The organism is Lysobacter sp. Soil_N_23, assembly GCF_057656135.1.
On the sequence record NZ_JBDGKY010000025.1, the window covers coordinates 1 to 21,201 of the forward strand.

20 protein-coding genes are annotated in these 21,201 nt (G+C 67.9%); 11 read left to right on the top strand and 9 right to left on the bottom strand.

The window, feature by feature from the left end:
* On the top strand, positions 1-255 hold a 255-nt coding region (locus AC3A3X_RS15610), incomplete at its 5' end, for a hypothetical protein (protein ID WP_487583941.1).
* Positions 255-455: a CsbD family protein gene (locus tag AC3A3X_RS15615; protein ID WP_200606993.1), complete on the top strand. Its 201-nt coding sequence runs from the start codon at positions 255-257 to the stop codon at positions 453-455. The genes AC3A3X_RS15610 and AC3A3X_RS15615, both read left to right, overlap by 1 nt.
* A gap of 120 nt (positions 456-575) precedes the next feature.
* Here AC3A3X_RS15615 and AC3A3X_RS15620 read toward each other — a convergent pair whose 3' ends face one another.
* Positions 576-1,391, bottom strand: coding sequence for a hypothetical protein (locus AC3A3X_RS15620; protein WP_487583942.1), 816 nt, complete (start codon positions 1,389-1,391; stop codon positions 576-578).
* A 95-nt stretch (positions 1,392-1,486) separates the two neighbouring features.
* On the opposite strand from AC3A3X_RS15620, the gene AC3A3X_RS15625 reads away from it, so the two are divergent.
* From AC3A3X_RS15625 to AC3A3X_RS15640, 4 genes are all read left to right on the top strand, one after another.
* The gene (locus AC3A3X_RS15625; protein WP_487583943.1) at positions 1,487-2,815 is read left to right on the top strand and encodes a tryptophan--tRNA ligase; all 1,329 of its coding nucleotides are present in this window, start codon (positions 1,487-1,489) and stop codon (positions 2,813-2,815) included.
* Entirely contained in the window at positions 2,812-3,123 is a 312-nt protein-coding gene (locus AC3A3X_RS15630; protein WP_487583944.1) for a hypothetical protein, read from the top strand. The genes AC3A3X_RS15625 and AC3A3X_RS15630 overlap by 4 nt, the downstream gene beginning before the upstream one ends.
* Positions 3,124-3,250: 127 nt before the next feature.
* Entirely contained in the window at positions 3,251-4,186 is a 936-nt protein-coding gene (locus AC3A3X_RS15635) for an MBL fold metallo-hydrolase (RefSeq protein ID WP_487583945.1), read from the top strand.
* Positions 4,187-4,376: 190 nt separating this feature from the next.
* The gene (locus AC3A3X_RS15640) at positions 4,377-5,420 is read left to right on the top strand and encodes a GGDEF domain-containing protein (RefSeq protein ID WP_487583946.1); all 1,044 of its coding nucleotides are present in this window, start codon (positions 4,377-4,379) and stop codon (positions 5,418-5,420) included.
* Between the two features lie 63 nt (positions 5,421-5,483).
* On the opposite strand, the gene AC3A3X_RS15645 is transcribed toward AC3A3X_RS15640, so the two are convergent.
* From AC3A3X_RS15645 to AC3A3X_RS15675, 7 genes are all read right to left on the bottom strand, one after another.
* The gene (locus tag AC3A3X_RS15645; protein ID WP_487583947.1) at positions 5,484-5,870 is read right to left on the bottom strand and encodes a VOC family protein; all 387 of its coding nucleotides are present in this window, start codon (positions 5,868-5,870) and stop codon (positions 5,484-5,486) included.
* 14 nt (positions 5,871-5,884) lie between these two features.
* Positions 5,885-7,297: a dihydrolipoamide acetyltransferase family protein gene (locus tag AC3A3X_RS15650; protein WP_487583948.1), complete on the bottom strand. Its 1,413-nt coding sequence runs from the start codon at positions 7,295-7,297 to the stop codon at positions 5,885-5,887.
* An 88-nt stretch (positions 7,298-7,385) separates the two neighbouring features.
* The gene (locus AC3A3X_RS15655; protein ID WP_487583949.1) at positions 7,386-7,778 is read right to left on the bottom strand and encodes a cupin domain-containing protein; all 393 of its coding nucleotides are present in this window, start codon (positions 7,776-7,778) and stop codon (positions 7,386-7,388) included.
* On the bottom strand, positions 7,775-8,137 hold the full coding sequence (locus tag AC3A3X_RS15660) for an SH3 domain-containing protein (protein ID WP_487583950.1): 363 nt from the start codon (positions 8,135-8,137) through the stop codon (positions 7,775-7,777). Before AC3A3X_RS15660 ends, AC3A3X_RS15655 begins: the two co-directional genes overlap by 4 nt.
* 15 nt (positions 8,138-8,152) lie before the next feature.
* Positions 8,153-9,154, bottom strand: a complete 1,002-nt coding sequence (locus AC3A3X_RS15665; RefSeq protein WP_386701216.1) for an alpha-ketoacid dehydrogenase subunit beta — start codon at positions 9,152-9,154, stop codon at positions 8,153-8,155.
* 50 nt (positions 9,155-9,204) lie between these two features.
* A complete protein-coding gene (pdhA, locus tag AC3A3X_RS15670) occupies positions 9,205-10,275 on the bottom strand; it encodes a pyruvate dehydrogenase (acetyl-transferring) E1 component subunit alpha (RefSeq protein ID WP_487583951.1) in 1,071 nt (356 codons plus the stop codon).
* Between the two features lie 408 nt (positions 10,276-10,683).
* Positions 10,684-13,941 carry a lamin tail domain-containing protein gene (locus AC3A3X_RS15675; protein ID WP_487583952.1) on the bottom strand — a complete coding sequence of 1,086 codons (3,258 nt, stop codon included), beginning with the start codon at positions 13,939-13,941 and terminating at the stop codon, positions 10,684-10,686.
* Positions 13,942-14,126: 185 nt separating this feature from the next.
* Between AC3A3X_RS15675 and AC3A3X_RS15680 the strand changes: the two genes are divergently transcribed.
* From AC3A3X_RS15680 to AC3A3X_RS15695, 4 genes are all read left to right on the top strand, one after another.
* A complete protein-coding gene (locus tag AC3A3X_RS15680) occupies positions 14,127-15,008 on the top strand; it encodes a tryptophan 2,3-dioxygenase (RefSeq protein ID WP_487583953.1) in 882 nt (293 codons plus the stop codon).
* Between the two features lie 4 nt (positions 15,009-15,012).
* Positions 15,013-15,417, top strand: a complete 405-nt coding sequence (locus tag AC3A3X_RS15685; protein ID WP_487583954.1) for an NUDIX hydrolase — start codon at positions 15,013-15,015, stop codon at positions 15,415-15,417.
* Between the two features lie 281 nt (positions 15,418-15,698).
* The gene (locus tag AC3A3X_RS15690) at positions 15,699-17,243 is read left to right on the top strand and encodes a peptide MFS transporter (protein ID WP_487583955.1); all 1,545 of its coding nucleotides are present in this window, start codon (positions 15,699-15,701) and stop codon (positions 17,241-17,243) included.
* Between the two features lie 410 nt (positions 17,244-17,653).
* Positions 17,654-19,162, top strand: a complete 1,509-nt coding sequence (locus AC3A3X_RS15695) for a M14 family metallopeptidase (RefSeq protein WP_487583956.1) — start codon at positions 17,654-17,656, stop codon at positions 19,160-19,162.
* Positions 19,163-19,330: 168 nt separating this feature from the next.
* Here the strand turns inward: AC3A3X_RS15695 and AC3A3X_RS15700 are convergent, their stop codons facing one another.
* On the bottom strand, positions 19,331-19,858 hold the full coding sequence (locus AC3A3X_RS15700; protein ID WP_487583957.1) for a MarR family winged helix-turn-helix transcriptional regulator: 528 nt from the start codon (positions 19,856-19,858) through the stop codon (positions 19,331-19,333).
* Positions 19,859-19,962: 104 nt separating this feature from the next.
* Here AC3A3X_RS15700 and hppD point away from each other — a divergent pair, with 104 nt between their 5' ends.
* Positions 19,963-21,057, top strand: coding sequence for a 4-hydroxyphenylpyruvate dioxygenase (gene hppD / locus AC3A3X_RS15705; protein WP_487583958.1), 1,095 nt, complete (start codon positions 19,963-19,965; stop codon positions 21,055-21,057).
* Positions 21,058-21,201: the final 144 nt, after the last annotated feature.

The window sequence follows — 21,201 nt, forward strand, 5'->3', positions numbered from 1 at the left end:
AACCGTCATCCCCGCGAAGGCGGGGACCCAGCGTCGTTGCTCGTCATTCCCGCGAAGGCGGGGACCCATGGACGTTGTTCTTGCCGTCATTCCCGCGCAAAACAAAACCGCAACGCATGCATGCTGAATATCGCATTCACCGACATCAATCCTCGACTAACGCAATTGCGACCTCGTTCGAATGCGCGCGCTGCGATGCTGTGCACGCGGCATCTGGCCAGGTGCGTCGCATCACCCGAAACCGAGGATGAGTGATGAACAAAGACATCATTGCTGGCAAGTGGACGCAGATCAAAGGCCAGGCTCAGGCCCGTTGGGGCGACCTGACCGACGACGATTTCGCAGTGGCCGAAGGCAACGCCGAATATCTCGCCGGCAAACTCCAGGAAAGGTACGGCTGGGAGCGCGACCGCGCTCAGCAGGAAGTGCGTGACTTCGAGAAGACGCTGAACTAGCAGTCCGTCGATCCACGCACGCGGTGCGCGCGCCGGGCGGTGCGGCTTTGGGCCGCAACCGGCGCGCGCGATGCGCTTCGCCACCGTTGACCCCACGAACCGGCCGCAAGGCCGGTTCTTTCATTGCCCGCTGTAACGCGGCGGGTCGGCGACGAAGCCGTCCGGGAAGGCGCGCGGCCGCGAATCGGGCAGGTAGCGCGGATACGGACGCAACACGCCACGCGCAACCAGCGAGTCGTAGTCGTCGTAACGCAACTCGCTGACCTGGTTCGGCGCACGCGTGGCGCGGATGAATTGCGTGTGGCTGGCGGGCGACCATTCGCGCTGGCCATGCCCGGTCCCTATCGATTGCGCGGCCGCTTCCGATTCACGTGCCGCCGGCGCGGCGTTCTTCGCGGCGTCGGCACGCTCGAGCCGGTCGAGAACCTCGCCGCGCCGTCTGTCCTCCAGCGCCACGCCGGCTTCCTCGAACACGGCCACGCCGATCACGCCGACGTTGTCGGGCCGCCCGGTCCGCGCGGCATAGCTGTCGGGCAGGTCGGTGAAGACGAACTGGGCGACCTGGTCGAGCGACTTGCGCCAGCCTTCGACCTCCATGGTCTGCCAGGGCGCGAGCACGTAGCCGGTCTGGGACGGGTGGGCGGTCTGCCCGCTGATGGCGTTGACGCCGTCGACCGACAGCACCACCAGGACCCGGCGGTCGCTGGTATTGGCCAGGCGCACCGAATAGCGATGGCCCGGGGTTCCGGCGATCCAGCGCTGGCCGCGGTGGACCGTCGGCGACAGCCATTGGCCGCTGTCGCGGTCGACCACGGCCAGTTCGACCGGTCCCCCGGGCTGATACCTGGCCAGCTCCCTGGCCGGCAGCGGCGCGACGAACGCGAGGGCCGCCGAGGCGGCGAGATTGGCAAGCAGGCGGGGCAGGGCGCGCAGCATGGTCGTTCTCCGGTTGGGACGCCCGGGGTGAACGGATCAGTCGCGGCTGCGGGGTTGGGTACACTGTTGGGCCGTTTTCCCCGGCGTCAGCGTTGATGAGCCCCAACCGCGTCCTCACCGGCATCACCACCTCAGGCACCCCGCACCTGGGCAACTACGTCGGCGCGATCCGCCCCGCCGTGGCGGCCAGCCGCACGGCCGGTGTGGAGAGCTTCTACTTCCTCGCCGACTACCACGCCCTGATCAAGGTGCAGGACCCGGCGCGCGTGCAGCGTTCGACGCTGGAGATCGCCGCCACCTGGCTGGCTTGCGGGCTGGAGCCGGACAAGGTCTGGTTCTACCGCCAGAGCGACGTGCCGGAAGTGCAGGAGCTGACCTGGTTCCTGACCTGCGTCGCCGGCAAGGGCATCCTCAACCGCGCCCACGCCTACAAGGCATCGGTCGACAAGAACCGCGAGGTCGGCGAAGACGACGACGCCGGCATCAACGCCGGGCTGTTCATGTACCCGGTGCTGATGGCGGCCGACATCCTGCTGTTCAACGCCAACAAGGTGCCGGTCGGCCGCGACCAGATCCAGCACATCGAGATGGCGCGCGACTTCGGCCAGCGTTTCAACCATGTCTACGGCGAAGAGTTCTTCGACCTGCCCGAAGCTGTGATCGACGAGAACGTGGCGACCCTGCCCGGTCTGGACGGCCGCAAGATGAGCAAGAGCTACGACAACACGATCCCGTTGTTCGTGCCGCGCGATGCGCTGAAGAAGCTGATCTATTCGATCGTCACCGACTCGCGCGCGCCGGGCGAGGCCAAGGATGCCGACAACTCCAACGTGTTCCAGCTCTACCAGGCCTTCGCCTCGGCGCAGGAAACGGCGGCCATGCGCCAGGCGTTCGCCGACGGCATCGCCTGGGGCGAGGCCAAGCAGGCGCTGTTCGAGCGCATCGACAGCGAGGTCGCGCCGCTGCGTGCCAGGTACGAGGAATTGATCGCGCGCCCGGCCGACATCGAAGCGGTGCTGCGCGACGGCGCCAGTCGCCTGCGGGCGCGTTACGCGCAGCCGACGCTGGCGCGCCTGCGCGAGGCCGTTGGCCTGCGCGACCTGTCGCGCACCAGCAGCGGTACCGCGAAGAAGGCCGTGAAGGCATCGCTGCCATTGTTCAAGCAGTACCGCGAGAGCGATGGCCGCTTCTACTTCAAGCTGGTCGATGGCGACCGCCTGCTGCTGCAGAGCATCGGCCACGAGTCGGCCCGCACCGCCGGCCAGCTGATCGGGCGCCTGAAGCAGCAAGGCGGCGCCGCCCTGCGCGGCGCGGGCAACGCGGCCGTGCACCTGGGCGATGAGCTGGTGGGCCACCTGCACGAAGGCGTCGATCTGGTCGAGGTGGTCGAGGCGCTGGCGCAACTCGTCGCCGAGGACGCATGAGCCCGGCGGTCGAGCTCAACCTGGCGCTGATCCTGTTCCTGCCGTGGTTTGCGATCCTCGGCGCGCTCTACTGGCTGTTCCCGCGGCAGCCGCGCAATGTCGCGCGCAAGCTTTACGACACGGTGTCGCTGCTGCTGGCGGTGACGGCGTTCCTGCTCAGCATCTACTGGTCGCATGACAACGCCGATCCGGCTTTCGGGCGGATGTGGCAGCAGATCCTCGCCACTGCGCTGGGTTACGGCGTGTTCCTGGCGGTGCTGACGGTGGCGTTCTTCCTGCGAAGACTGTGGCTGCGGCGCAGGGGTTGAACCTGCGACCAACGTCGGATCGCGTCCCCGTCGCCGGCGCGATATACCTTGCCGTAGGAGCGAGCTTGCTCGCGACCAGGCGCACGATCGCGAGCAAGCTCGCTCCTACAGTGACCAGGATCCGCGCATGAATCAGACCCACGGCATCGTCACGGTCGACACCGGCTTCCATCGGCCCTCGTTCGATGCCGCCTATCTGATGGTGGAGAACGGTCGTGGCGCTTTTATCGACTGCGGCACGCAGCATTCGATCCCGGCGATGCTGGCGGCGCTGGCAGGGCAGGGGCTGTCGCCGGCGCAAGTCGACTGGCTGATCCTGACCCACGTGCATCTCGACCACGCCGGCGGCGCCGGCGCGCTGTTGCGCGAGCTGCCCAACGCCGTTCTCGCCGTGCACCCGCGCGGCGCGCCGCACATGATCGATCCGGCACGGCTTGTGGCCGGTGCGACCGCGGTCTACGGCGAAGAGGAAATGGAACGCAGCTATGGCGAGATCGTTCCGGTCGCGGCCGACCGCGTGCGCGTGCTGGCCGATGGCGACGTGATCGAGCTGGCCGGTCGCCCGCTGCTGTGCATCGACACGCCCGGCCATGCGCGCCACCACCTGTGCGTGTGGGACGAGCGCAGTCGCAGCTGGTTCACCGGCGACACGTTCGGGTTGTCGTACCGCGAGTTCGACAACGCCGATGGCGCGCCGTTCGTGATCCCGACCACCTCGCCGGTGCAGTTCGAGCCGGAGCCGCTGAAGGCGTCGATCCGCAAGCTGTTGGCGCGCGCGCCGGAAGCGATGCACCTGACCCATTACGCGCGAGTCGGCGATGTCGCGCGCCTGGGCGACGACCTGATCGAACAGATCGACGCGATGGTCGCGCTGGCGCGCGCTGCCAATGGCAAGGACGATCGCCATGCACGACTCGTCCAATCGCTGTCGCAGCTCTACCTGGAGCGTGCACGCGCCCACGGTGCCCGGCTCGAAGCGGCTGCGGCGGCCAGGTTGCTGGCGATGGACATCGAACTCAATGCGCAGGGCCTGGAAGTGTGGCTGGACCGCGAGGCCGCCTGATTCCCATTCAGAATTAATGGGTGCTGGCTGACTGGATTCAGGGCCGTGTCGGATCGGCACAGCTGTGGCCTGCGTCACAGGTCGGGCGACCGCGGCAGAGTAGCCTGAGCCGCCTTTCAGCACCCCCCAGATGTCCGCCGTCCGACCCCTCCCCCCGCCACTGCCAGACGATGCGCCACGCCAGGCGGCGTTGGACGCATATGCAGTGGTGGACACGGTGCCGGAACAGGCCTACGACGACATCGTGCGCCTGGCCGTAACGCTGTGCGACGCGCCGGCGGCGGCGATTTCGCTGATCGATCACGACCGGCAATGGTTCAAGGCGCAGATCGGCTTCGATACCCGGCAGACGCCACGTGACCAGGCGATCTGCGATCGCGCGATCATGGCGCCCGGACAGACGCTGGTGATCGAGGATCTCGCCGCGCAGTCTTCTTTTCCACGGCCCGACCTTCGCATCGGCAAGCAGCCGTTGCGGTTCTACGCAGGCACGCCGCTGCTGAGCCCCGATGGTCATGCGATCGGCACCGTGTGCGTGCTCGACACCCGCCCGCGCACCTTGACCAGCGCGCAGCGCGAAGGCCTGGAAGTGCTCGCGCGGCAGACCCAGCACCTGCTGGAGTTGCGCCGCTATGCGCTGGAGCAGCGTCGCCTGTTGTCGGAGCGCGAAGCCTTCGCGCAGCGCCTCGAGGATGCCCGTGCCGACCTGCAGCGGCGCAACGACCAGCTCCAGCACAGTGCCACCCACGATGCGCTGACCGGTCTGCTCAACCGTGCCGCGCTTGTGCAACTGCGCGACAATCCCGAGGCGATGCTGCAGCTGCAGCGGGCGCCTTATACGCTGATGCTGCTCGACGTGGACCACTTCAAGGACGTCAACGACCGCCATGGCCACCTGCTCGGCGATCGCGCGCTGCGTGCGGTTGCCGATGCCGTGGCCGGTTCGATCCGGCAAGGTGACGTCGCCGTGCGCTATGGCGGCGAGGAGTTCCTGATCCTGCTGCCCGACACCCGACTGGCGGTCGCGGCACAGGTCGCCGAACGCATCCGCCAGCGCCTGTCGCAGTCGGCGTTGCCGTTCGAGTTGACGGTGTCGATGGGCCTGGCTGCCGGCGAGCCGACGCGCGACTGGTCCGAACAGGTGTTCGACCGCGCCGACCAGGCGCTTTACCGCGCCAAGGCGCGCGGCCGCAATTGCATCGTCGCCGACGACACGCCGCTGCACGAGGTGTGATCCTTGTCGTCGCCCCGCATAGGCCGCCTGGTCGCGAGCAAGCTCGCTCCTACGTGAACGACTTCAGTCCCAGGTGGTCGGCGGTGTGCCAACTTCGGGGTGGTGCATCTTCACCACGCAAAAGCGCTGCCCCGTCGGCGCTTCCATCACCCACCAGCGTTTGACGAAGGCGATCTTCTTCGCGCCGAGCTTCTCCAGCCGTGCCGCTTCGGCATCGACGTCGTCGGACTCGATGTCCAGGTGCACGCGCGACGCGTGGTCGACCTTCTGCACCTCGATGTGCAGCCCGTCGCGGGTATCGCCGAACTGGACGTAGGTGCCAGGGACATCGCCGGCATCAGCGTCGGCAATGCTGGCGCCGAGCGCCTGGCTCCAGAACCTCGCCGCGGGGGCGAGGTCGTCGGTCTGGCAATCGATGATGAAACCGGCAAGGCGACTGCGATGAGCCATGGATTGATCCTCGGTTACGTCGGCTGAGCCATATCGTCCAGCAACGCCTTGAGGAAGCGCGCGGCCTCGCCGCCGGTGCAGGCGCGGTGGTCGAAGGTCAGCGAGATCGGCATACGGCGGTGCACTTCGATGCCGCCGATCACCGCGACCACGTCATGGCTGAGCTTGCCCGCGCCGACGATCGCCACGCACGGCGGCACCACCACCGGCGTGGCATAGCGGCCGGCGAACATGCCGAAGTTGGACAGCGAGATCGTGTAGCCGCTCAGTTCGCTGGCCGGGATCGAACGCTCCTCGACCTGCGCGCGCAGGCGCTGGATCGCGGTGCGAACGCCGGCGCCATCGAGCATGTCGGCATTGCGCAGCGCCGGCACGAACAGGCCGTCGTCGGTGTCGACCGCGATGCCGATGTCGACCTGCGGGTGCAGGGTGCGGCTGAGGTTGTCGCCGTCGAACCAGGCATTGAGCGCCGGCACGGCCTTGCAGGCGGCGACCATCGCGCGCACCAGGCGCGCGGTGATGTCCTGCTTGCCGATCCAGGCGTGCAGGTCGGCGTCGTCGCACAGCGTGGTCGGCACGACCTTGGCGTGCGCATCGGCCATCACCCGCGCCATGTTGCGGCGCACGCCCTTGAGCTGTTCGGGCTGGCCGCTGGCGCTGACACCCGGCGGCTGCGTGCGGACCGGCTTGCCGGCCTGCGAAAGCGTGCTGCGGGTATTGGCCCCCTCTCCCGCTTGCGGGAGAGGGCTGGGGTGAGGGCGAGACGCCGGCACGCCTTCACCGGCCACTCTCCCGCCAGCGGGAGAGGGGAGCGGAGCGGCCGAGCCATCGGCGGCGGCACGCTTCACGTCGTCCATCGTCACCACGCTGTCGGCACCGGTCGCACGCACACGCGACAGGTCGACGCCGAGCTTGCGCGCCAGTGCGCGCACGGCCGGCATCGCCTTGACGCCGCCGACCGCGACGGCCTGTTCGCTGCGCACCGCATCGGAGGTCTGCATCGCGCCGACCACCGTGCCGGCGTCGTCGCGCTTGGCCTCGGCCTGCGGCGCGGCAGCCTGATCGCCGGCGCTGATCGTGCCGCCCTCGTCGGAGGCAATCACCTGGTCGCCGTCGTCGGGGGCGTGGCTGCCGGCGCCATGGTGGTGGCCGGTGTCCTGGCCCTCGGCGCGCTGCGGCATCGACGGATCGATCTCGAACTCGGCCAGCATCTTGCCGGTGATGATCACGTCGCCCGGTGCACCGGCGAGCCTGATCACCTTGCCGGAAACGGGCGAGGGCACCTCGACCACGGCCTTGGCGGTCTCCATCGACACCAGGTTGTCGTCCAGGCGGATGGTGTCGCCCTCCTTCACGAACCACTCGACGATGGTCGCGTCGGGCAGGCCCTCGCCGAGGTCGGGGAGGAAGAAGGTCTTGTTGCTCATACGGTGTCGTCCCTAGGTTGTGTCGCTTGGGTGTCGCGTGCGGTTCGTGTCGAGGCGCACCGCGTCACTTCGAAATTCTCGGGTCAGCTCAGATCCACACATCATTGCGCGCAGTCAGCCCGCCGCCGGCATCGCCGGTATTGACCACGCCGGCCGGCTCGATGATCAGCGCATGGCATTCCTCGCTGGCACCGGTGATGTGCTCGACGCCGCGCGGGATGACGCACATCTCGCCTTCGCCCAGCACCACGTCGCGGTCGCGGAAGCCGATTTCCATCTGTCCCTTGACGACGATGAACACCTCGTCGGTGTCCTCGTGCGAATGCCAGACGAAATCGCCCTGCATCTTGACCAGCTTGAACTGCACGTCGTTCATCTGCGCGACCACGCGCGGCGACCAGTGCTGCGCGAACAGCGCCAGCTTGGCCGCCAGGTTGATGGCCTGCGACTTCGCCTGCGGCTGGCAGGACGCGTCGCTCATGCGTCCTCGCCTTCGTCGTCGTCGAGGATTTCCAGTGCGCGTGCCGGGATCCAGCCCTGCATGCCCAACGCATTCTCCGCCCACCACCACTGCGCCAGCTCGTAGTGCAGGGTGACGAGTTCGTCGGCGCGGGCGTCGAGCTCGCGCGTGTCGTAGTCCGACAGCGCCTTGGCCGCGCCCTGCTCGCTGTCGAACAGGGCCACCGGAACCCAACCGCCATGGCCCTCGGCAATCGTGGTCCAGACGAACTGCGGCCAGTCACGGTCGCGTTCGCCCAGCGTCACCTCTTCGCCGCGTGCGATCCGGATCGCCGGGCGATCCGGTGCGCGGTGGGCGACTACGACGCGGGCGTGGCGCATGCTTGGCCTGTGTCCTCAGCTGGCTGCCAGGGTCCGCTTGGCCGCGGTGACGATGCGCTCCACGCTGGGCAGGTACTTCATCTCCAGGCGGAACAGCGGGATGTGCGTGTCGTAGCCGGTGACGCGCTCGACCGGCGCGACCAGGTCGAACATCGACTCCTCGGCCAGGCGCGCGGCGATCTCGGCGCCGAAGCCGGCGGTCTTGGGCGCTTCGTGCACGATCACGCAGCGGCCGGTGCGGCTGACCGATTCGGCGATCGTGGCGAAGTCGAGCGGACGCAGCGTCGCCACGTCGATGACCTCGGCACTGATGCCCTGCGCGGCGAGCTTCTCGGCGGCTTCGAGCGTTTCCTTCACCTGCGCGCCCCAGGTCACCAGGGTCACGTCGGTGCCGTCGCGCAGCACGTAGCACACGTCCAGCGGCAAGGCTTCGCCGTCGTCGGGCACCACTTCCTTGTACTGGCGGTAGATGCGCTTGGGCTCCATGAAGATGACCGGATCCGGCTCGCGGATCGCGGCCAGCAGCAGGCCGTAGGCACGCGCCGGCGACGACGGCATCACCACGCGCAGGCCCGGCACGTTGGTGAAGATCGATTCGTTGGCTTCGCTGTGGTGCTCCGGCGCACGGATGCCACCGCCCCACGGCACGCGCAGCACCATCGGGCAGGTCAGGCGGCCGCGGGTGCGGTAACGGAAGCGCGCGGCGTGGCAGATGATGTGGTCGACCATCGGGTAGACGAAGCCGTCGAACTGCGACTCGGCGACCGGCTTCATGCCCTGCGCGGCCAGGCCGACAGTCAGGCCGGCGATGGTGGTTTCATCCAGTGGCGTGTCGAGCACGCGCTCGGGGCCGAACTGCTGCTGCAGGCCGGCGGTGGCGCGGAACACGCCGCCGTTGACGCCGACGTCCTCGCCCAGCACCAGCACGGTGTCGTCGGCGCGCATCTCGTAGGCGAGCGCCTGGGTGATGGCTTCGATCAGGGTGATCGCGGTGGGCGTTGCCGGAGCGTTGGCCATGGCAGTGGAACCCTTGGTTGCTGCGGTCTTGATGGGATCCTCGACGCTCATCAGCGACCCTCCTGCGCCAGCACGTACGCGCGCTGGGCGGCGACGTCCGGCGGCATGTCGGCATAGAGGTAATCGAACATTGCCTCGACCGGCTGCACCGGTGTTTCCAGATAGGCGTTGATCTCGATGTCGACGCGCTTGCCGCATTCCTCGGCCCAGGCCTTCTCTTCGGCCTCGCTCCACACGCCCTGCGCGGTCAGGTACGTGCGCAGGCGGGTGATCGGCTCGCGCGTCCAGGCCGACTTGACTTCGTCGTCATCGCGATAGCGACGGGCGTCGTCGGCGGTGGTGTGGTCGTGCAGGCGGTAGGTCATGAACTCGATCACGCTGCCGCCTTCACCGCTGCGGGCGCGCTCGCTGGCGCGGCGCATGCCCTCGAGCACGGCGATCAGGTCGTTGCCGTCGACCTGCAGGCAGTGCAGGCCGCCGGCCAGGCCCTTCTGCGCCAGCGTCTTGGCACCGGTCTGCGCCGAGCGCGGCACCGAGATCGCCCAGCCGTTGTTGATCACGCACAGGACAAGCGGCAGCTTGTAGGCACCGGCGGAATTGAGTGCGGCATAGAAGTCGGTCTTGGACGAGCCGCCATCGCCGCAGCAGGCCACCGCCAGCTGCTTCTGCTTGCGCAGCTTGAACGCCAGCGCGGCGCCGGCGGCATGCAGGCACTGCGTGGAGATCGGCACGCACCAGGCGTAGTCCTGCCTGGGCCCGGAGAAGTCGTTGCCGCGTTCGTCGCCACCCCAGTAGAGCAGCACTTCGCGCGGCTTCACGCCGCGCATGAACTGCGCGCCGTACTCGCGGTAGCTCGGTGCGAACACGTCAGCGGCCTGCATCGAAGCGCCGATGCCGATGTGCGTGGCTTCGTGGCCCAGGCAACTGGCGTAGGTGCCGAGCTTGCCGGTGCGCTGCAAGGCGATGGCCTTGCTGTCGAAGGTGCGCACGAACAGCATTTCCTTGAACAGCGGCAGCAGCGCCTTGGCATCACGGAATGCGGGCGGAAGCTCCGCCACCGGCTTGCCGTCCGGGCCGAGGTATTGCAGGTATTCGATTTCGAAGGTCGCGGCGACCGTCATCGCGGAAGTCCTGGATGATGTGTGAAGGGAGTTCCGAAGCGGCCGCGTTCCGGATCCAGTGCCGGCGCATCACCGCATCGGGTGGCTGGGCCCGGAAGGCGCACCGGGCCTGGCTCCGCGGCGTCTGGATGGCCCCGAACACAGGCCCGGCCGACGCGCTTTCGCGAAGATCATAACCAAAGGCTTGTTAAGGGCCGTTGCGCGCTGCGACATGCATCTTTGCCGCAAAAAAGGTAGGTCCGCCCCGTGGCCGGCCGCACGGCGGGGTATGGAGCGCGGCCGCAGCGGCGGGTCTGCTGCCGCAAACGACAAGGGCGCGGTGAACGCCGCGCCCTTGCCGGTGCTGCCTGTTGCAGGTGTCGAGCGCGTCATCCGCGCCGACCGAGCGACCGCTCTCAGCGGCCGGTCTCAGCGGCCAATGCGGACCCGCACCACGTCGTGGTTGTTGGCTACCTGGGGATCCGGCGTGGCTGCCGCGACATCGGCACTGAACTCCAGTTCGGTGCCGCGGCGCGGGCGGTCCGGCACCACGATCGCAAAGGCGAACCACTGCGTTCCGGTCGCCATCGCACCGCTGCGCTGGCATTGCGCGCGGAAGCCGGCATCGCTGGCCTCGCGGGTGCAGCTCCAGCCGCTGGGTGCGGCGACGGCCGCGGCACCGACGGCGACGTTGCCTTCCAGCAGCAGACGCGCCTGCTGGGCGGCGTCCGGCCCGGCATTGCGTACCGGCACCAGGAAGGTCGCGATCGCGCCCTTGCGCACCGGCAGCGCGCCGCCGGCAATCTGCACCGACAAGTCCGCGGCGGCGACCACGGTGACCTCGGCGGTCGCCTGGTTGTCGCCATTGGCCCGGTCGCGGGTCTGCGAGCGCGCGGCCACGGCCATGTGCAGCGAGCTGCCGTTGGTCAGCGCCGGGACCGCCGTGGTCAGCGTGAAGCTGGCGCTGCCCTGTACGGCCAGGCTCGGCGCGGTGCATGCGACGGTGGTCGTTGCGGTCTCGTGGACCGGGGCTGCGCAGCTCCAGCCGGCCGGCGCCGTGATCGACGGGGTCACCTGCGCATCGAACACGAAGGCGACCGCTGCCGATTCAGCGGCATTGGGGCCGTCGTTGCCGACCGTGGCGGTCCACGTCGCGGTCTGGCCCGGGTGCAGCGACTGCGGCGAGCCGGTCGCGGTGACCGCGAGGTCGGCACTGCGGAACTGCGCCACCTCGATGCTCAAACGCACCGGATCGTGATCGGACACGCGCATCGGCACGGCACTGTCGCCGAAGTGGTCGACGCCGAAGTCGGCGTTGATGCGCGCATGGTCGACGCGAACCTGCGCCGCACCCATCACCAGCGCCTCGTTGACCAGCACATGGTCGAGCGTCTGTGCATTGCCCTGGTACACGTACGAATAGCGCTCGGCCGGGTCGGCGATCAGCTGCGAACCGTCGATCAGCGGCGTCGCCAGCGGGCTGTCGACCCAGGTCAGCACCTGGTCGCTGGTCGCTTCCTCGCCCTTGACCACGCCGAGCACGTCGACATAGCCGTCGTTGAACTCGAACGCGTTGAAGTCGCCGACCAGCACGATCTTCTCGTCCGGGTGCGACTGCTGCAGCGAGTTGACCAGGCCGGCCAGGTACGCCGCCTGCGCCGCGCGCTTGCCACGCACGCGCGCACCGGTGCTGGACCAGCCATTGCTGCCCGGTTCGACCGAGTCGATGTCGCTGAGCGAACGCAGGTGGTTGACGATCACCGTGACCGGGTAGCTGGCGCCGTTGTCCTGGTGCACGCGGGCGCGCAGCAGCAGCGGCGGGCGATCGTTGAGCAGGCTGGTGCTGCCGTCCGGGTTGGCCAGCGTGGCATCCTTGCCGTACTGCACCACTTCGTCCACCTCGACACGGGCGACGCCGGCGCCGTTGTCGCGCCTGGCGACGAGGAAGCCGACGTTGATGCCGCCGATGTCGTTGCCCTGCGCCAGGTACGGTGCATAGCCCGGCGCACGGGCGCAGCTGCTGTTGAGGCGATCGGCGAGCATGCCCAGTACGCGCAGGTTCTCGACTTCGACCACGCCGAGGATGTCGGGCGTCTTGAGGTAGTCGCAGATCGCCGACGAGGTCTTGGCCAGGCGCCTGGCCACGGCTTCGGGCTTGATCGTAGGTGCGCCATTGTTGTCGGCGATCTCGTCGAAGAATCGCAGCAGGTTGAAGCCGCCGACGGTGACCGCGTCGTAGGCCGGATCGGCCACCGCCTCGGGTGTGCGACCGCCGCTGGCGACCGGCGCGCTGGCCGTGTCGGGCAGCAGGGCCCAGGTGCCAGCGAAGTAGTCGAGCACGCCGACCATCGCACTCACCTGCGCGCCGGTGTCGACGTCCAGGGCGAACGCACCGACCTGGCCGCGGCTGCGCACCATCAGTCGTTCCTGGTTGGTGTCGAACAGCGGTGGATTCTTCCCTGCAGGCAAACTGCCCAGCGCCGCATCCATCACGCCGATGCCGGGTTCTCGGAACGGCGTGGCGATGTAGGGCAGGGTGACGTAGAAGACGCCGTCGCCGCTGGAGGTCGCGTCGTCCTCGTCGATGCGGCCTTCCGACGGACCAACGACCACCGTGCTGGCGACCCTGACGCGCATCGCTTCGAGCCGTTCGAGCGTGCCCGGCGTTGCGGTCGTGGCGAGGTCGGCGGCAGTCAGTTCGATCGCTGCCGGCAGCGCGACTGCGCCCTGCAGCAGTTCGACGGTCGGCCCGGTGATCTCGGTGACGGTGAGCTGGTTGACGTTGCTGGTCGGCACGAACTCTTCGACCAGGCCGGTCACCCGCACGCGATTGCCGACGGCGGCGCTGGCCGGCGGTGCCGAGTTGGTATAGACGAACACGGCATCGGACGTGTCCGGGTTGCCGTCTTCATTGCTGCTCTGCAGGAAGAATCCGTTGTTGAAGCGCAGCGCGGTAACGACGCCTTCCGTCACCACGCGCTTGCCGACATGGGCCGAACGCAGTGCGGCCCCCTGGATCTGGGCGATCGTCAGGGGCAGGGCAGGATCGGGTTGCGGCGGCGCCGAGCCGCTGTTGCGCGGCGTCGGCGCGGCGGCAACGAAGTCGGCCGCGTTGTCGTCGCTGTCGGTCCCGCCGTTGTCCTTGCGCAGGGCCGCGCTGGCCGCGCTCAGTCCCGGTGCCGGCGCGCTGCCTTCGAAGAAGTTGGCGTTGCCATAGCCGACCAGGTCGACGATCAGTGCCCGCTGCTGCGGCGTGCACGGCGTGCTGCCACCGTTGCAGGTCAGCGCGGTGGTGGTTTGCACCAGCGCGACCTTGCCGGCGCTGGCCGACATGTTGGCTGCGCCGACCGCGTCGGGCGTGGGCAACGGCGCGCCGGCGGTACCGCCGGTCATCTGCACCAGGAAGTACTGGCCCGGTTGCAGCGAAAAGGCTGGCAACACCGTGACGCCAGCGAAGTTGCCGGTGCCGGTGGCGCTGGCGTACTGCACCGACAGCCCCGCCAGCGCGACTGCGCTCGTGCCGCGATTGTGCAGTTCCACGAAGTCGTTGCTGAAGGGCGGGCTGGCGCCACCACCACCGCCGTAAACCTGGCTGATCACTACTTGTGCGTCGACGCCGCCGGCCACGGCCAGCAGTGCTGCCAACGCAAGCGTCCTGGCCGCAGCGCGGCCCGTGCTCTTGTCCATGAGAATCCCCGTTGTAGGCCTGCCATGGCCCCCCGTGCAGGCGGCCGGATTGTGCCGGACGGGGTATTGCAGAGGGGTGACGGGTCGATGCGGTACCCTTTTGGCCCCCTGTCCGGCGTCCTGCCGGGCCTGTGCCCCGCAGTGGCCCCTGCAATAGACGACGAGCCTGAGACGACGAGCCTGCAATGACGGTCGAGAAGAACGAGCGCGAACTGGAATCGAGCATCCACACCGACCTGTCCGGGCGGATGACCTATTCGGGGTACCTGCAGCTGGACACCCTGCTGTCGGCGCAGCAACGCCTGTCCAATCCGCCGCACCACGACGAGTTGCTGTTCATCGTCCAGCACCAGGTCTCGGAGCTGTGGATGAAGCTGATGATCCACGAGCTGAAGTCGGCGATCGCGCACCTGCGCGCCGATCGCCTCGGCGAGTGCCAGAAGATCTTCGCGCGCTGCAAGAACATCCTGCGCCAGCTGACCGAGATGTGGTCGGTGCTGGAGACGCTGACGCCGTCGGAATACATGGAGTTCCGCGAGATCCTTGGGCCGTCGTCGGGCTTCCAGTCGCTGCAGTACCGCACCATCGAATTCCTGCTCGGCAACAAGAATGCGGCGATGCTCAAGGTGTTCGGCCACGACGCCAAGGCCGAGGCGAGCCTGCGCGAAGTGCTCCAGGCGCCGAGCCTGTACGACGAGGCCCTGCGCTACCTGGCCCGGCACGGCCACGCGGTGCCGGCACGGCACATCGAGCGCGACTGGTCGCATGCGCACGTCGCCGACCCGGAATTGCTGCCGGTGTTCGAGCGCATCTACGAGGACACCGACGCGCATTGGCAGGCCTATCACCTGTGCGAGGACCTGGTCGACCTGGAAAGCCAGTTCCAGCTGTGGCGCTTCCGCCACATGCGCACGGTGATGCGCATCATCGGCTTCAAGCGCGGCACCGGCGGTTCCAGCGGCGTGGGTTTCCTCAAGCAGGCGCTGGAGCTGACCTTCTTCCCCGAGCTGTTCGACGTGCGTACGGTCATCGGTGCCGGCGGCAGCTACGGCGCAACGCCGGGGTAAGCACGTGGCGGCGCGCGTGCACGACTGCGTCGGCGCGTTCATCGTCCAAGATGGCGAGGTGCTGCTGGGCCTGCGCAGCGACGACTGCGACTGGCTGGCCGGCGCGTGGGACGTGTTCGGCGGCCACATCGAGCCGGGCGAAAGCGCCGATGAGGCGCTGCGGCGCGAGCTCGACGAGGAACTGGGCATCGCCCCGACGTGCGTGCGCTACCTGGACGTCATCAGCGGCGATGCGCCGGAGCCGTGGCGGTTGCGCCTGTATGTCGTCGAAGCCTGGAGCGGCGCCCCGCAGAACCGGCAAGAGCACGCGGCGCTGGCCTGGAGCACGCTCGAACAGGCGCAGCGGCGCCTGGCCGCCGCGCATCCGGACTTCCCGCGCTTGCTGGCCCAGGCCCTGGGCGGCGGCTGAACCGGCAGACCCGGCGCAGCAGCAGCCCGAATGGGCCGAAGCCGCCCACGCCCATCCATGTCCTGAATTGGCGGAATCAGTTGCCCCATCAGGCTGCGCCCCTTCCCGCGTAAGTGCGACCGCTATTCAGCTTTGATGCTGCGGTGCAGCACATTCTGGCCGGTCTTCACACAGGTTTGACGAGACCCGCCTCAGCCGGTAAATCTCCCCGGTCCCGTGCCAGCCGGCGTGGGTTTTTCCTTTCAGTATTCGTCCATTCAGTTTTTCGCAGGGGACACCGCATGAGCGGAACCGCACTACCTACGCCCGGCCAGGCCGCACCGATCCCGGAGTTCAAGCAGACCCTGGGGCATCCCAAGCCGCTGTGGATGCTCTTCATGACGGAGTTCTGGGAGCGCTTCGCGTTCTACGGCATCCGCTGGGCGCTGGTGCTGTACATCGTCGCCCAGTTCTACGGTGGCGATGCCGCGGGCGAGGCCCCGGCCAACCGCGTCTACGGCGCCTACCTGGCGCTGGTGTACGCCGCGGCGATCTTCGGCGGCTACATAGCCGACCGGGTATTGGGCTATCAGCGGTCGATCCTGCTTGGCGCGGTGATCATGGCCGCGGGCCTGTTCATGATCGCGCTGCCCAACGAGGCCATCTTCAAGCTCGGCCTGGCCACGATCGTGGTCGGCAACGGCCTGTTCAAGCCGAACATCTCGACGATGGTCGGCAAGCTCTACAGCGTTGGTGACGAGCGCCGCGACTCGGGCTTCACCATCTTCTACATGGGCATCAACCTGGGCGCGATGCTGGCGCCGCTGCTGACCCAGTACCTGGCACGCAAGATCTTCGGCACCGACACCATGCCGGCCTACAAGGTCGTGTTCATGGCCGCCGGCGTGGGCATGCTGATCAGCCTGGTGTGGTTCTGGTTCGGCCGCCGTGGCCTGGAAGGCATCGGCCGCCCGCCGCTGGACAGCGCGGACAAGCGCAAGGTGCTGTATGTCCTGATCGGCGCGCTGTTTGCGATCCCGGTCGTGTACTTCCTGCTGGCCATGGGCGCCGGTGCGCTGCAGGGCGTGCTGACGGTGATGTTCCTGGCGCTGTGCGGCATGTTGCTGGTCGAGGCCTTCCGTGAAGGCGCCGTCCAGCGCGACCGCTGCATCGCGATGCTGATCATCTTCACCTTCAACATCCTGTTCTGGATGTTCTTCGAGCAGGCCGGCAGTTCCTTCACCTTCCTCGCCGACAAGATCGTCGACCGCGACATCTTCTCCGGCGGCCTGGCCAACCTGGTCTACTCGCTCAGCGGCGAGCGCGTGTTCCCGACCGCCTGGTTCCAGAGCGTCAACTCGGTGGCGATCATCACCATGGCGCCGCTGATCGCCTGGGGCTGGGTCAAGCTGGGCCGCGCCAACCCGTCGATCCCGCGCAAGTTCGGCCTGGGCCTGATCTTCAACGGCCTGGCCTTCCTGCTGCTGATGTTCGCGCTGTCGAAGCTGGTCACGGCCGCTGGCCTGATCCCGTTCTGGACGCTGTTCGCGGTGTACTGGATCCAGTCGATCGGTGAGCTGTGCCTGTCGCCGATCGGCCTGTCGATGGTGACCAAGCTGGCACCGCTGCGCCTGGTCGGCTTCGGCATGGGCGGCTGGTTCCTCTCGACCGGCATCGGCAACAACCTGTCGGGCATCTTCGCCGGCCACGTCAGCGGCGAAGGCGGCATGACCACGGCTTCGGCGCTGAGCGGCTACACCTTCGGCTTCTGGGCCCTGGTCGGCGCCGGCGTGCTGCTGTTCCTGATCGCACCGCTGGTGCAGAAGCTGATGCATGGGGTGAAGTGACGCATCGGCCGGTCCGCGCGACGCGCGGACCGCTTTGCCGATGCGTCATCCCGACGAAAGTCGAGATCCAGGCGCCCGCGAAGCGGGCGTGCAGTTGCCCGTCATCCCGACGAAAGCCGGGATCCAGGCGCCCGCGCAGCGGGCGTGCAGTTGCCCGCGCAGCGGGCGCGCGGTTGACCCACGACGGCGGCCTCCGGCCGCCGTTTTCGTTTCCACCGGTAGAAGCAACGACGCTGGGTTCCCGCCTTCGCGGGAATGACGGGTTGCGAAGCAACGTCCATGGGTTCCCGCCTTCGCGGGAATGACGAGCGGGAGGTTCCCGCTCTGTGCGGAATGACGGACTCCCCCATGACAGCCCATTGAAGCCCGCCCGCGTAAGGTAGCGGCCTTCGCTCCGCCGGATCCCCGACATGCCGCAGCCGTCCCCGCTGACCCGCGCCGAAAGCAGCGACTACGCCTTCACCTCGCGCCATGCCGACGTGATGGCGTTCATCGACGCACTGGCCGCACGCAACGACCCACGCCTGCACGTCACCGACTTCGGCCAGACGCCCGAAGGGCGCACGTTGCCGCTGCTGGTGCTGTCGGCAACCGGAGTGACCACGCCCGCGCAGGCGCGCCAGCTCGGCCTGCCGGTGGTGCTGGTGATGTGCGGCATCCACGCCGGCGAGGTCGAGGGCAAGGAAGCCGGACTGATGTTCGTGCGCGACCTGCTCGACGGCGCGCACGGTGACCTGCTGGCGCAGATCACGTTGCTGCTGGTGCCGTTGTTCAACGCCGACGGCAACGAGCGCATCGATCCGGAGAACCGGCGGCTCGACATCGCCCACTTCACCGGCCAGCTCGGTCCCGATAGCGGCGTCGGCACCCGCGTCAATGCCGCCGGCATCAACCTCAATCGCGACTACATGCGCCAGCAGGCGCCGGAGATGCGGCTGCTGCAGACGCGGGTGATGCACCCGTGGAATCCGCACCTGAGCATCGACTGCCACGCCACCAACGGCTCGATCCACCGTTTCGACCTCACTTACGACATTCCGCACACCGTGCTGAGCGGACGCAGCGAGCCGATCGAGTTCATGCGCGACCAACTATTGCCGGCGGTGACCGCGGCGGTGAAAGAGAACGACGGCCGCGACACCTTCTACTACGGCAACTTCCTGCGCGACGAAGGCGGCGAGGGCAGCGGCTGGATCACCTATACCCACCATCCGCGCTTCGGCGGCAACTACCGCGGTCTTTGCAACCGGTTGGACCTGCTGCTGGAAACCTATGCCTACATCAGCTTCGAGCAGCGCGTGCTGACCACTTACGCGTTCGTCCGCGAGACGCTGGCCTATGTCGGCGCGAATGGCGCGCAGATCGTCGCACTGCTCGACAACTGCGAGATGCCGCCTGACGAGATCGCAGTGCGCTACCGCCTGGAAGCCTTCGAGGACACCGAAGTCGAAGTGCTCACGCGCGCGCCGTACATGCTCGAAGGCGAGCCGATCAGCGTGAAGGTGCCCTACATCGGCCGCTTCATCGGCGAGCAGGTGGTGCGCAGGCCGCTGGCGTATGCGATGCCGGGCGAGGTTGCCGCGCGCCTGGAGGGACATGGGCTGGTGATCGAGCGGCCACCGGTGCCGCCGCAGATCGACGCAGAGATCGCCACGGTGACCGCGCACGAGTCATCGGCGGGTCGCGAGATCCTCGAGGCCGATGCGACGCCGTTCCTCGCCGTCGAGTACCGGCGCGAGAAGCGGCCGTTGCCCGCCGGCTGGGCGATCGTGCGCACCGAGCAGCAGCGCGGCGCGGTCGCCGTGTATCTGTGCGAAGCCGGCAGCGATGACGGGTTGCTGGCGTGCGGGTGGATCGACACGCCGGAGGTCGACAGCGAGTTCCCGGCGTGGCGGGTGATCTCGATCGAGCATGGGTGAGCGGCGTTGCCGCTACCCCTCTCCCTGGCCGCCTGCGGCGGCCTGTCCTCGAGAGGGTTTAGCGCTCCGGTTTTCCCTCTCCCAGGGATCGCGGCAGCCATAGCAGAATCCGCGTCTCCCTCTCCCCTTGTGGGAGAGGGACAGGCGCAAAGCGCCAGGGAGAGGGCCCTAAGGCGCCGGCTGCTCCGAATCCGCCCGCAGCTCCAGCTCATCGAGCCGGTCGAGCAGCCGGAACAGCAGCGCCCGTTCGGCATCGTCGATGCCCTGCAGCAGTCGGCGCTCGAACTCGAGCGCCAGCGGCGCGACCTCGTCGTAGATCCCGTAGCCGGCCTCCGACAGCCGCAGCACCGAGCGGCGGCGGTCGTCGCCGTGGATCTCGCGCTGCAGCCGACCGGCCTCGAGCAGGCGGGCGACCGCGCGGCTGACGGCGACCTTGTCCATTGCCGTGCGCTGGGCGACCTCGTTGGCCGAAAGGTCCGGATAGCGACCGAGCACGGCCATCACCCGCCACTCGGTGATGCTCAGCGCGAAGCGCTCGGTGTAGATGCGCGCGATCGTGCCGCTGACGCGGTTGCTCAGCACCGACAGGCGATACGGCAGGAAATGCTCCAGGTCGAGCTGGGCGTGGTCGGGGCCCGCCTGGGGGCGGGTCGGGCGCTGAACGGGCCAGCGGTCATTCTGCGTGGGGTCGTTCATTTGTTGCGATGGGCCTTGATTATGGTTTCAATTGAAACTATAACGGCCTCTTCTGATCCAAGGCCGTCCCCAAGCGGGCGTCGCCGCTACCTGAGAACAATGCCATGAATGTGCAGCCCAACCTCGGCATGCAAGTCACCACGTTCGAAAATCCGCTCGGCATCGACGGTTTCGAGTTCGTCGAGTTCGCCGCCCCGGCCGGCCAGGGGGAGCTGCTGCACGACTATTTCCGCAAGCTCGGCTTCACCGCTGTGCTGCACCACAAGACCCGCCCGATCACCGTCTACCGTCAGGGCGGGGTCAACTTCCTGGTCAATGAAGATCCCGACAGCTTCGCTGCCGACTTTGCCGCCAAGCACGGCCCCAGCGCCTGCGGTTTCGCGATCCGTTTCAAGAAGCCGGGCAACGAGGTGTTCAACGCGGTCGTCGGCAACGGCGGCGAAGCGATCAGCGAAAAGGCCGACAGCCGCGCCGTGGATGCGCCCGTGGTCAAGGGCATCGGCGACTGCATGCTGTACCTGGTCGACCGTTACGGCAGCCCCGGTTCGATGTACGAGGACGACTACCTGCCGGTGCAGGGCGCCGACCAGGACCCGAAGGGTTTCGGCCTGACCTTCATCGACCACCTGACCCACAACCTGTATTTCGGCAACATGCAGCAGTGGTCGGACTACTACGAGCGTCTGTTCAACTTCCGCGAGATCCGCTACTTCGACATCAAGGGCGCCAAGACCGGCCTGATGTCGAAGGCGATGACCGCGCCGGACGGCATCGTCCGCATCCCGCTCAACGAGTCGTCGGATCCGAAGTCGCAGATCAACGAATACCTCGACGCCTACAAGGGCGAGGGCATCCAGCACATCGCCTGCTTCACCGACAACATCTACGACACGGTCGAAGCGATGCGCGCGCAGGGCGTCGAGTTCCTCGACACGCCCGAGACCTACTTCGACGTGATCGACCAGCGCGTGCCCAACCACGGCGAAGACGTGCCGCGCCTGGCGCGCAACAAGATCCTGATCGACGCCGACCCGGAAACCCACCAGCGCAAGCTGCTGCAGATCTTCACCCAGAACGCGATCGGGCCGATCTTCTTCGAGATCATCCAGCGCAAGGGCAACGAGGGCTTCGGCGAAGGCAACTTCCAGGCGCTGTTCGAGAGCATCGAGCGCGACCAGATGCGTCGCGGCGTGCTGTAACGGTCGTACCTTGAAGAACCCCTCTCCCGCTTGCGGGAGAGGGGCAGGGGTGAGGGAAAGCGGCCCGTGCCGCTGATGCGCCGACATCCCTGCCTGCCCTCACCCCAACCCCTCTCCCGCCAGCGGGAGAGGGGCTCTACCAGA

What these genes read in the sequence shown, in the direction of transcription:
- AC3A3X_RS15650 (WP_487583948.1), bottom strand. Translation starts at nt 7,297, where the DNA reads ATGAGCAACAAGACCTTCTTCCTCCCCGACCTCGGCGAGGGCCTGCCC.
- AC3A3X_RS15620 (WP_487583942.1), bottom strand. Translation starts at nt 1,391, where the DNA reads ATGCTGCGCGCCCTGCCCCGCCTGCTTGCCAATCTCGCCGCCTCGGCG.
- AC3A3X_RS15680 (WP_487583953.1), top strand. Translation starts at nt 14,127, where the DNA reads ATGACGGTCGAGAAGAACGAGCGCGAACTGGAATCGAGCATCCACACC.
- AC3A3X_RS15690 (WP_487583955.1), top strand. Translation starts at nt 15,699, where the DNA reads ATGAGCGGAACCGCACTACCTACGCCCGGCCAGGCCGCACCGATCCCG.
- AC3A3X_RS15625 (WP_487583943.1), top strand. Translation starts at nt 1,487, where the DNA reads ATGAGCCCCAACCGCGTCCTCACCGGCATCACCACCTCAGGCACCCCG.
- AC3A3X_RS15700 (WP_487583957.1), bottom strand. Translation starts at nt 19,858, where the DNA reads ATGAACGACCCCACGCAGAATGACCGCTGGCCCGTTCAGCGCCCGACC.
- AC3A3X_RS15645 (WP_487583947.1), bottom strand. Translation starts at nt 5,870, where the DNA reads ATGGCTCATCGCAGTCGCCTTGCCGGTTTCATCATCGATTGCCAGACC.
- AC3A3X_RS15630 (WP_487583944.1), top strand. Translation starts at nt 2,812, where the DNA reads ATGAGCCCGGCGGTCGAGCTCAACCTGGCGCTGATCCTGTTCCTGCCG.
- AC3A3X_RS15655 (WP_487583949.1), bottom strand. Translation starts at nt 7,778, where the DNA reads ATGAGCGACGCGTCCTGCCAGCCGCAGGCGAAGTCGCAGGCCATCAAC.
- hppD (WP_487583958.1), top strand. Translation starts at nt 19,963, where the DNA reads ATGAATGTGCAGCCCAACCTCGGCATGCAAGTCACCACGTTCGAAAAT.
- AC3A3X_RS15695 (WP_487583956.1), top strand. Translation starts at nt 17,654, where the DNA reads ATGCCGCAGCCGTCCCCGCTGACCCGCGCCGAAAGCAGCGACTACGCC.
- AC3A3X_RS15635 (WP_487583945.1), top strand. Translation starts at nt 3,251, where the DNA reads ATGAATCAGACCCACGGCATCGTCACGGTCGACACCGGCTTCCATCGG.
- AC3A3X_RS15660 (WP_487583950.1), bottom strand. Translation starts at nt 8,137, where the DNA reads ATGCGCCACGCCCGCGTCGTAGTCGCCCACCGCGCACCGGATCGCCCG.
- AC3A3X_RS15615 (WP_200606993.1), top strand. Translation starts at nt 255, where the DNA reads ATGAACAAAGACATCATTGCTGGCAAGTGGACGCAGATCAAAGGCCAG.
- pdhA (WP_487583951.1), bottom strand. Translation starts at nt 10,275, where the DNA reads ATGACGGTCGCCGCGACCTTCGAAATCGAATACCTGCAATACCTCGGC.
- AC3A3X_RS15675 (WP_487583952.1), bottom strand. Translation starts at nt 13,941, where the DNA reads ATGGACAAGAGCACGGGCCGCGCTGCGGCCAGGACGCTTGCGTTGGCA.
- AC3A3X_RS15665 (WP_386701216.1), bottom strand. Translation starts at nt 9,154, where the DNA reads ATGGCCAACGCTCCGGCAACGCCCACCGCGATCACCCTGATCGAAGCC.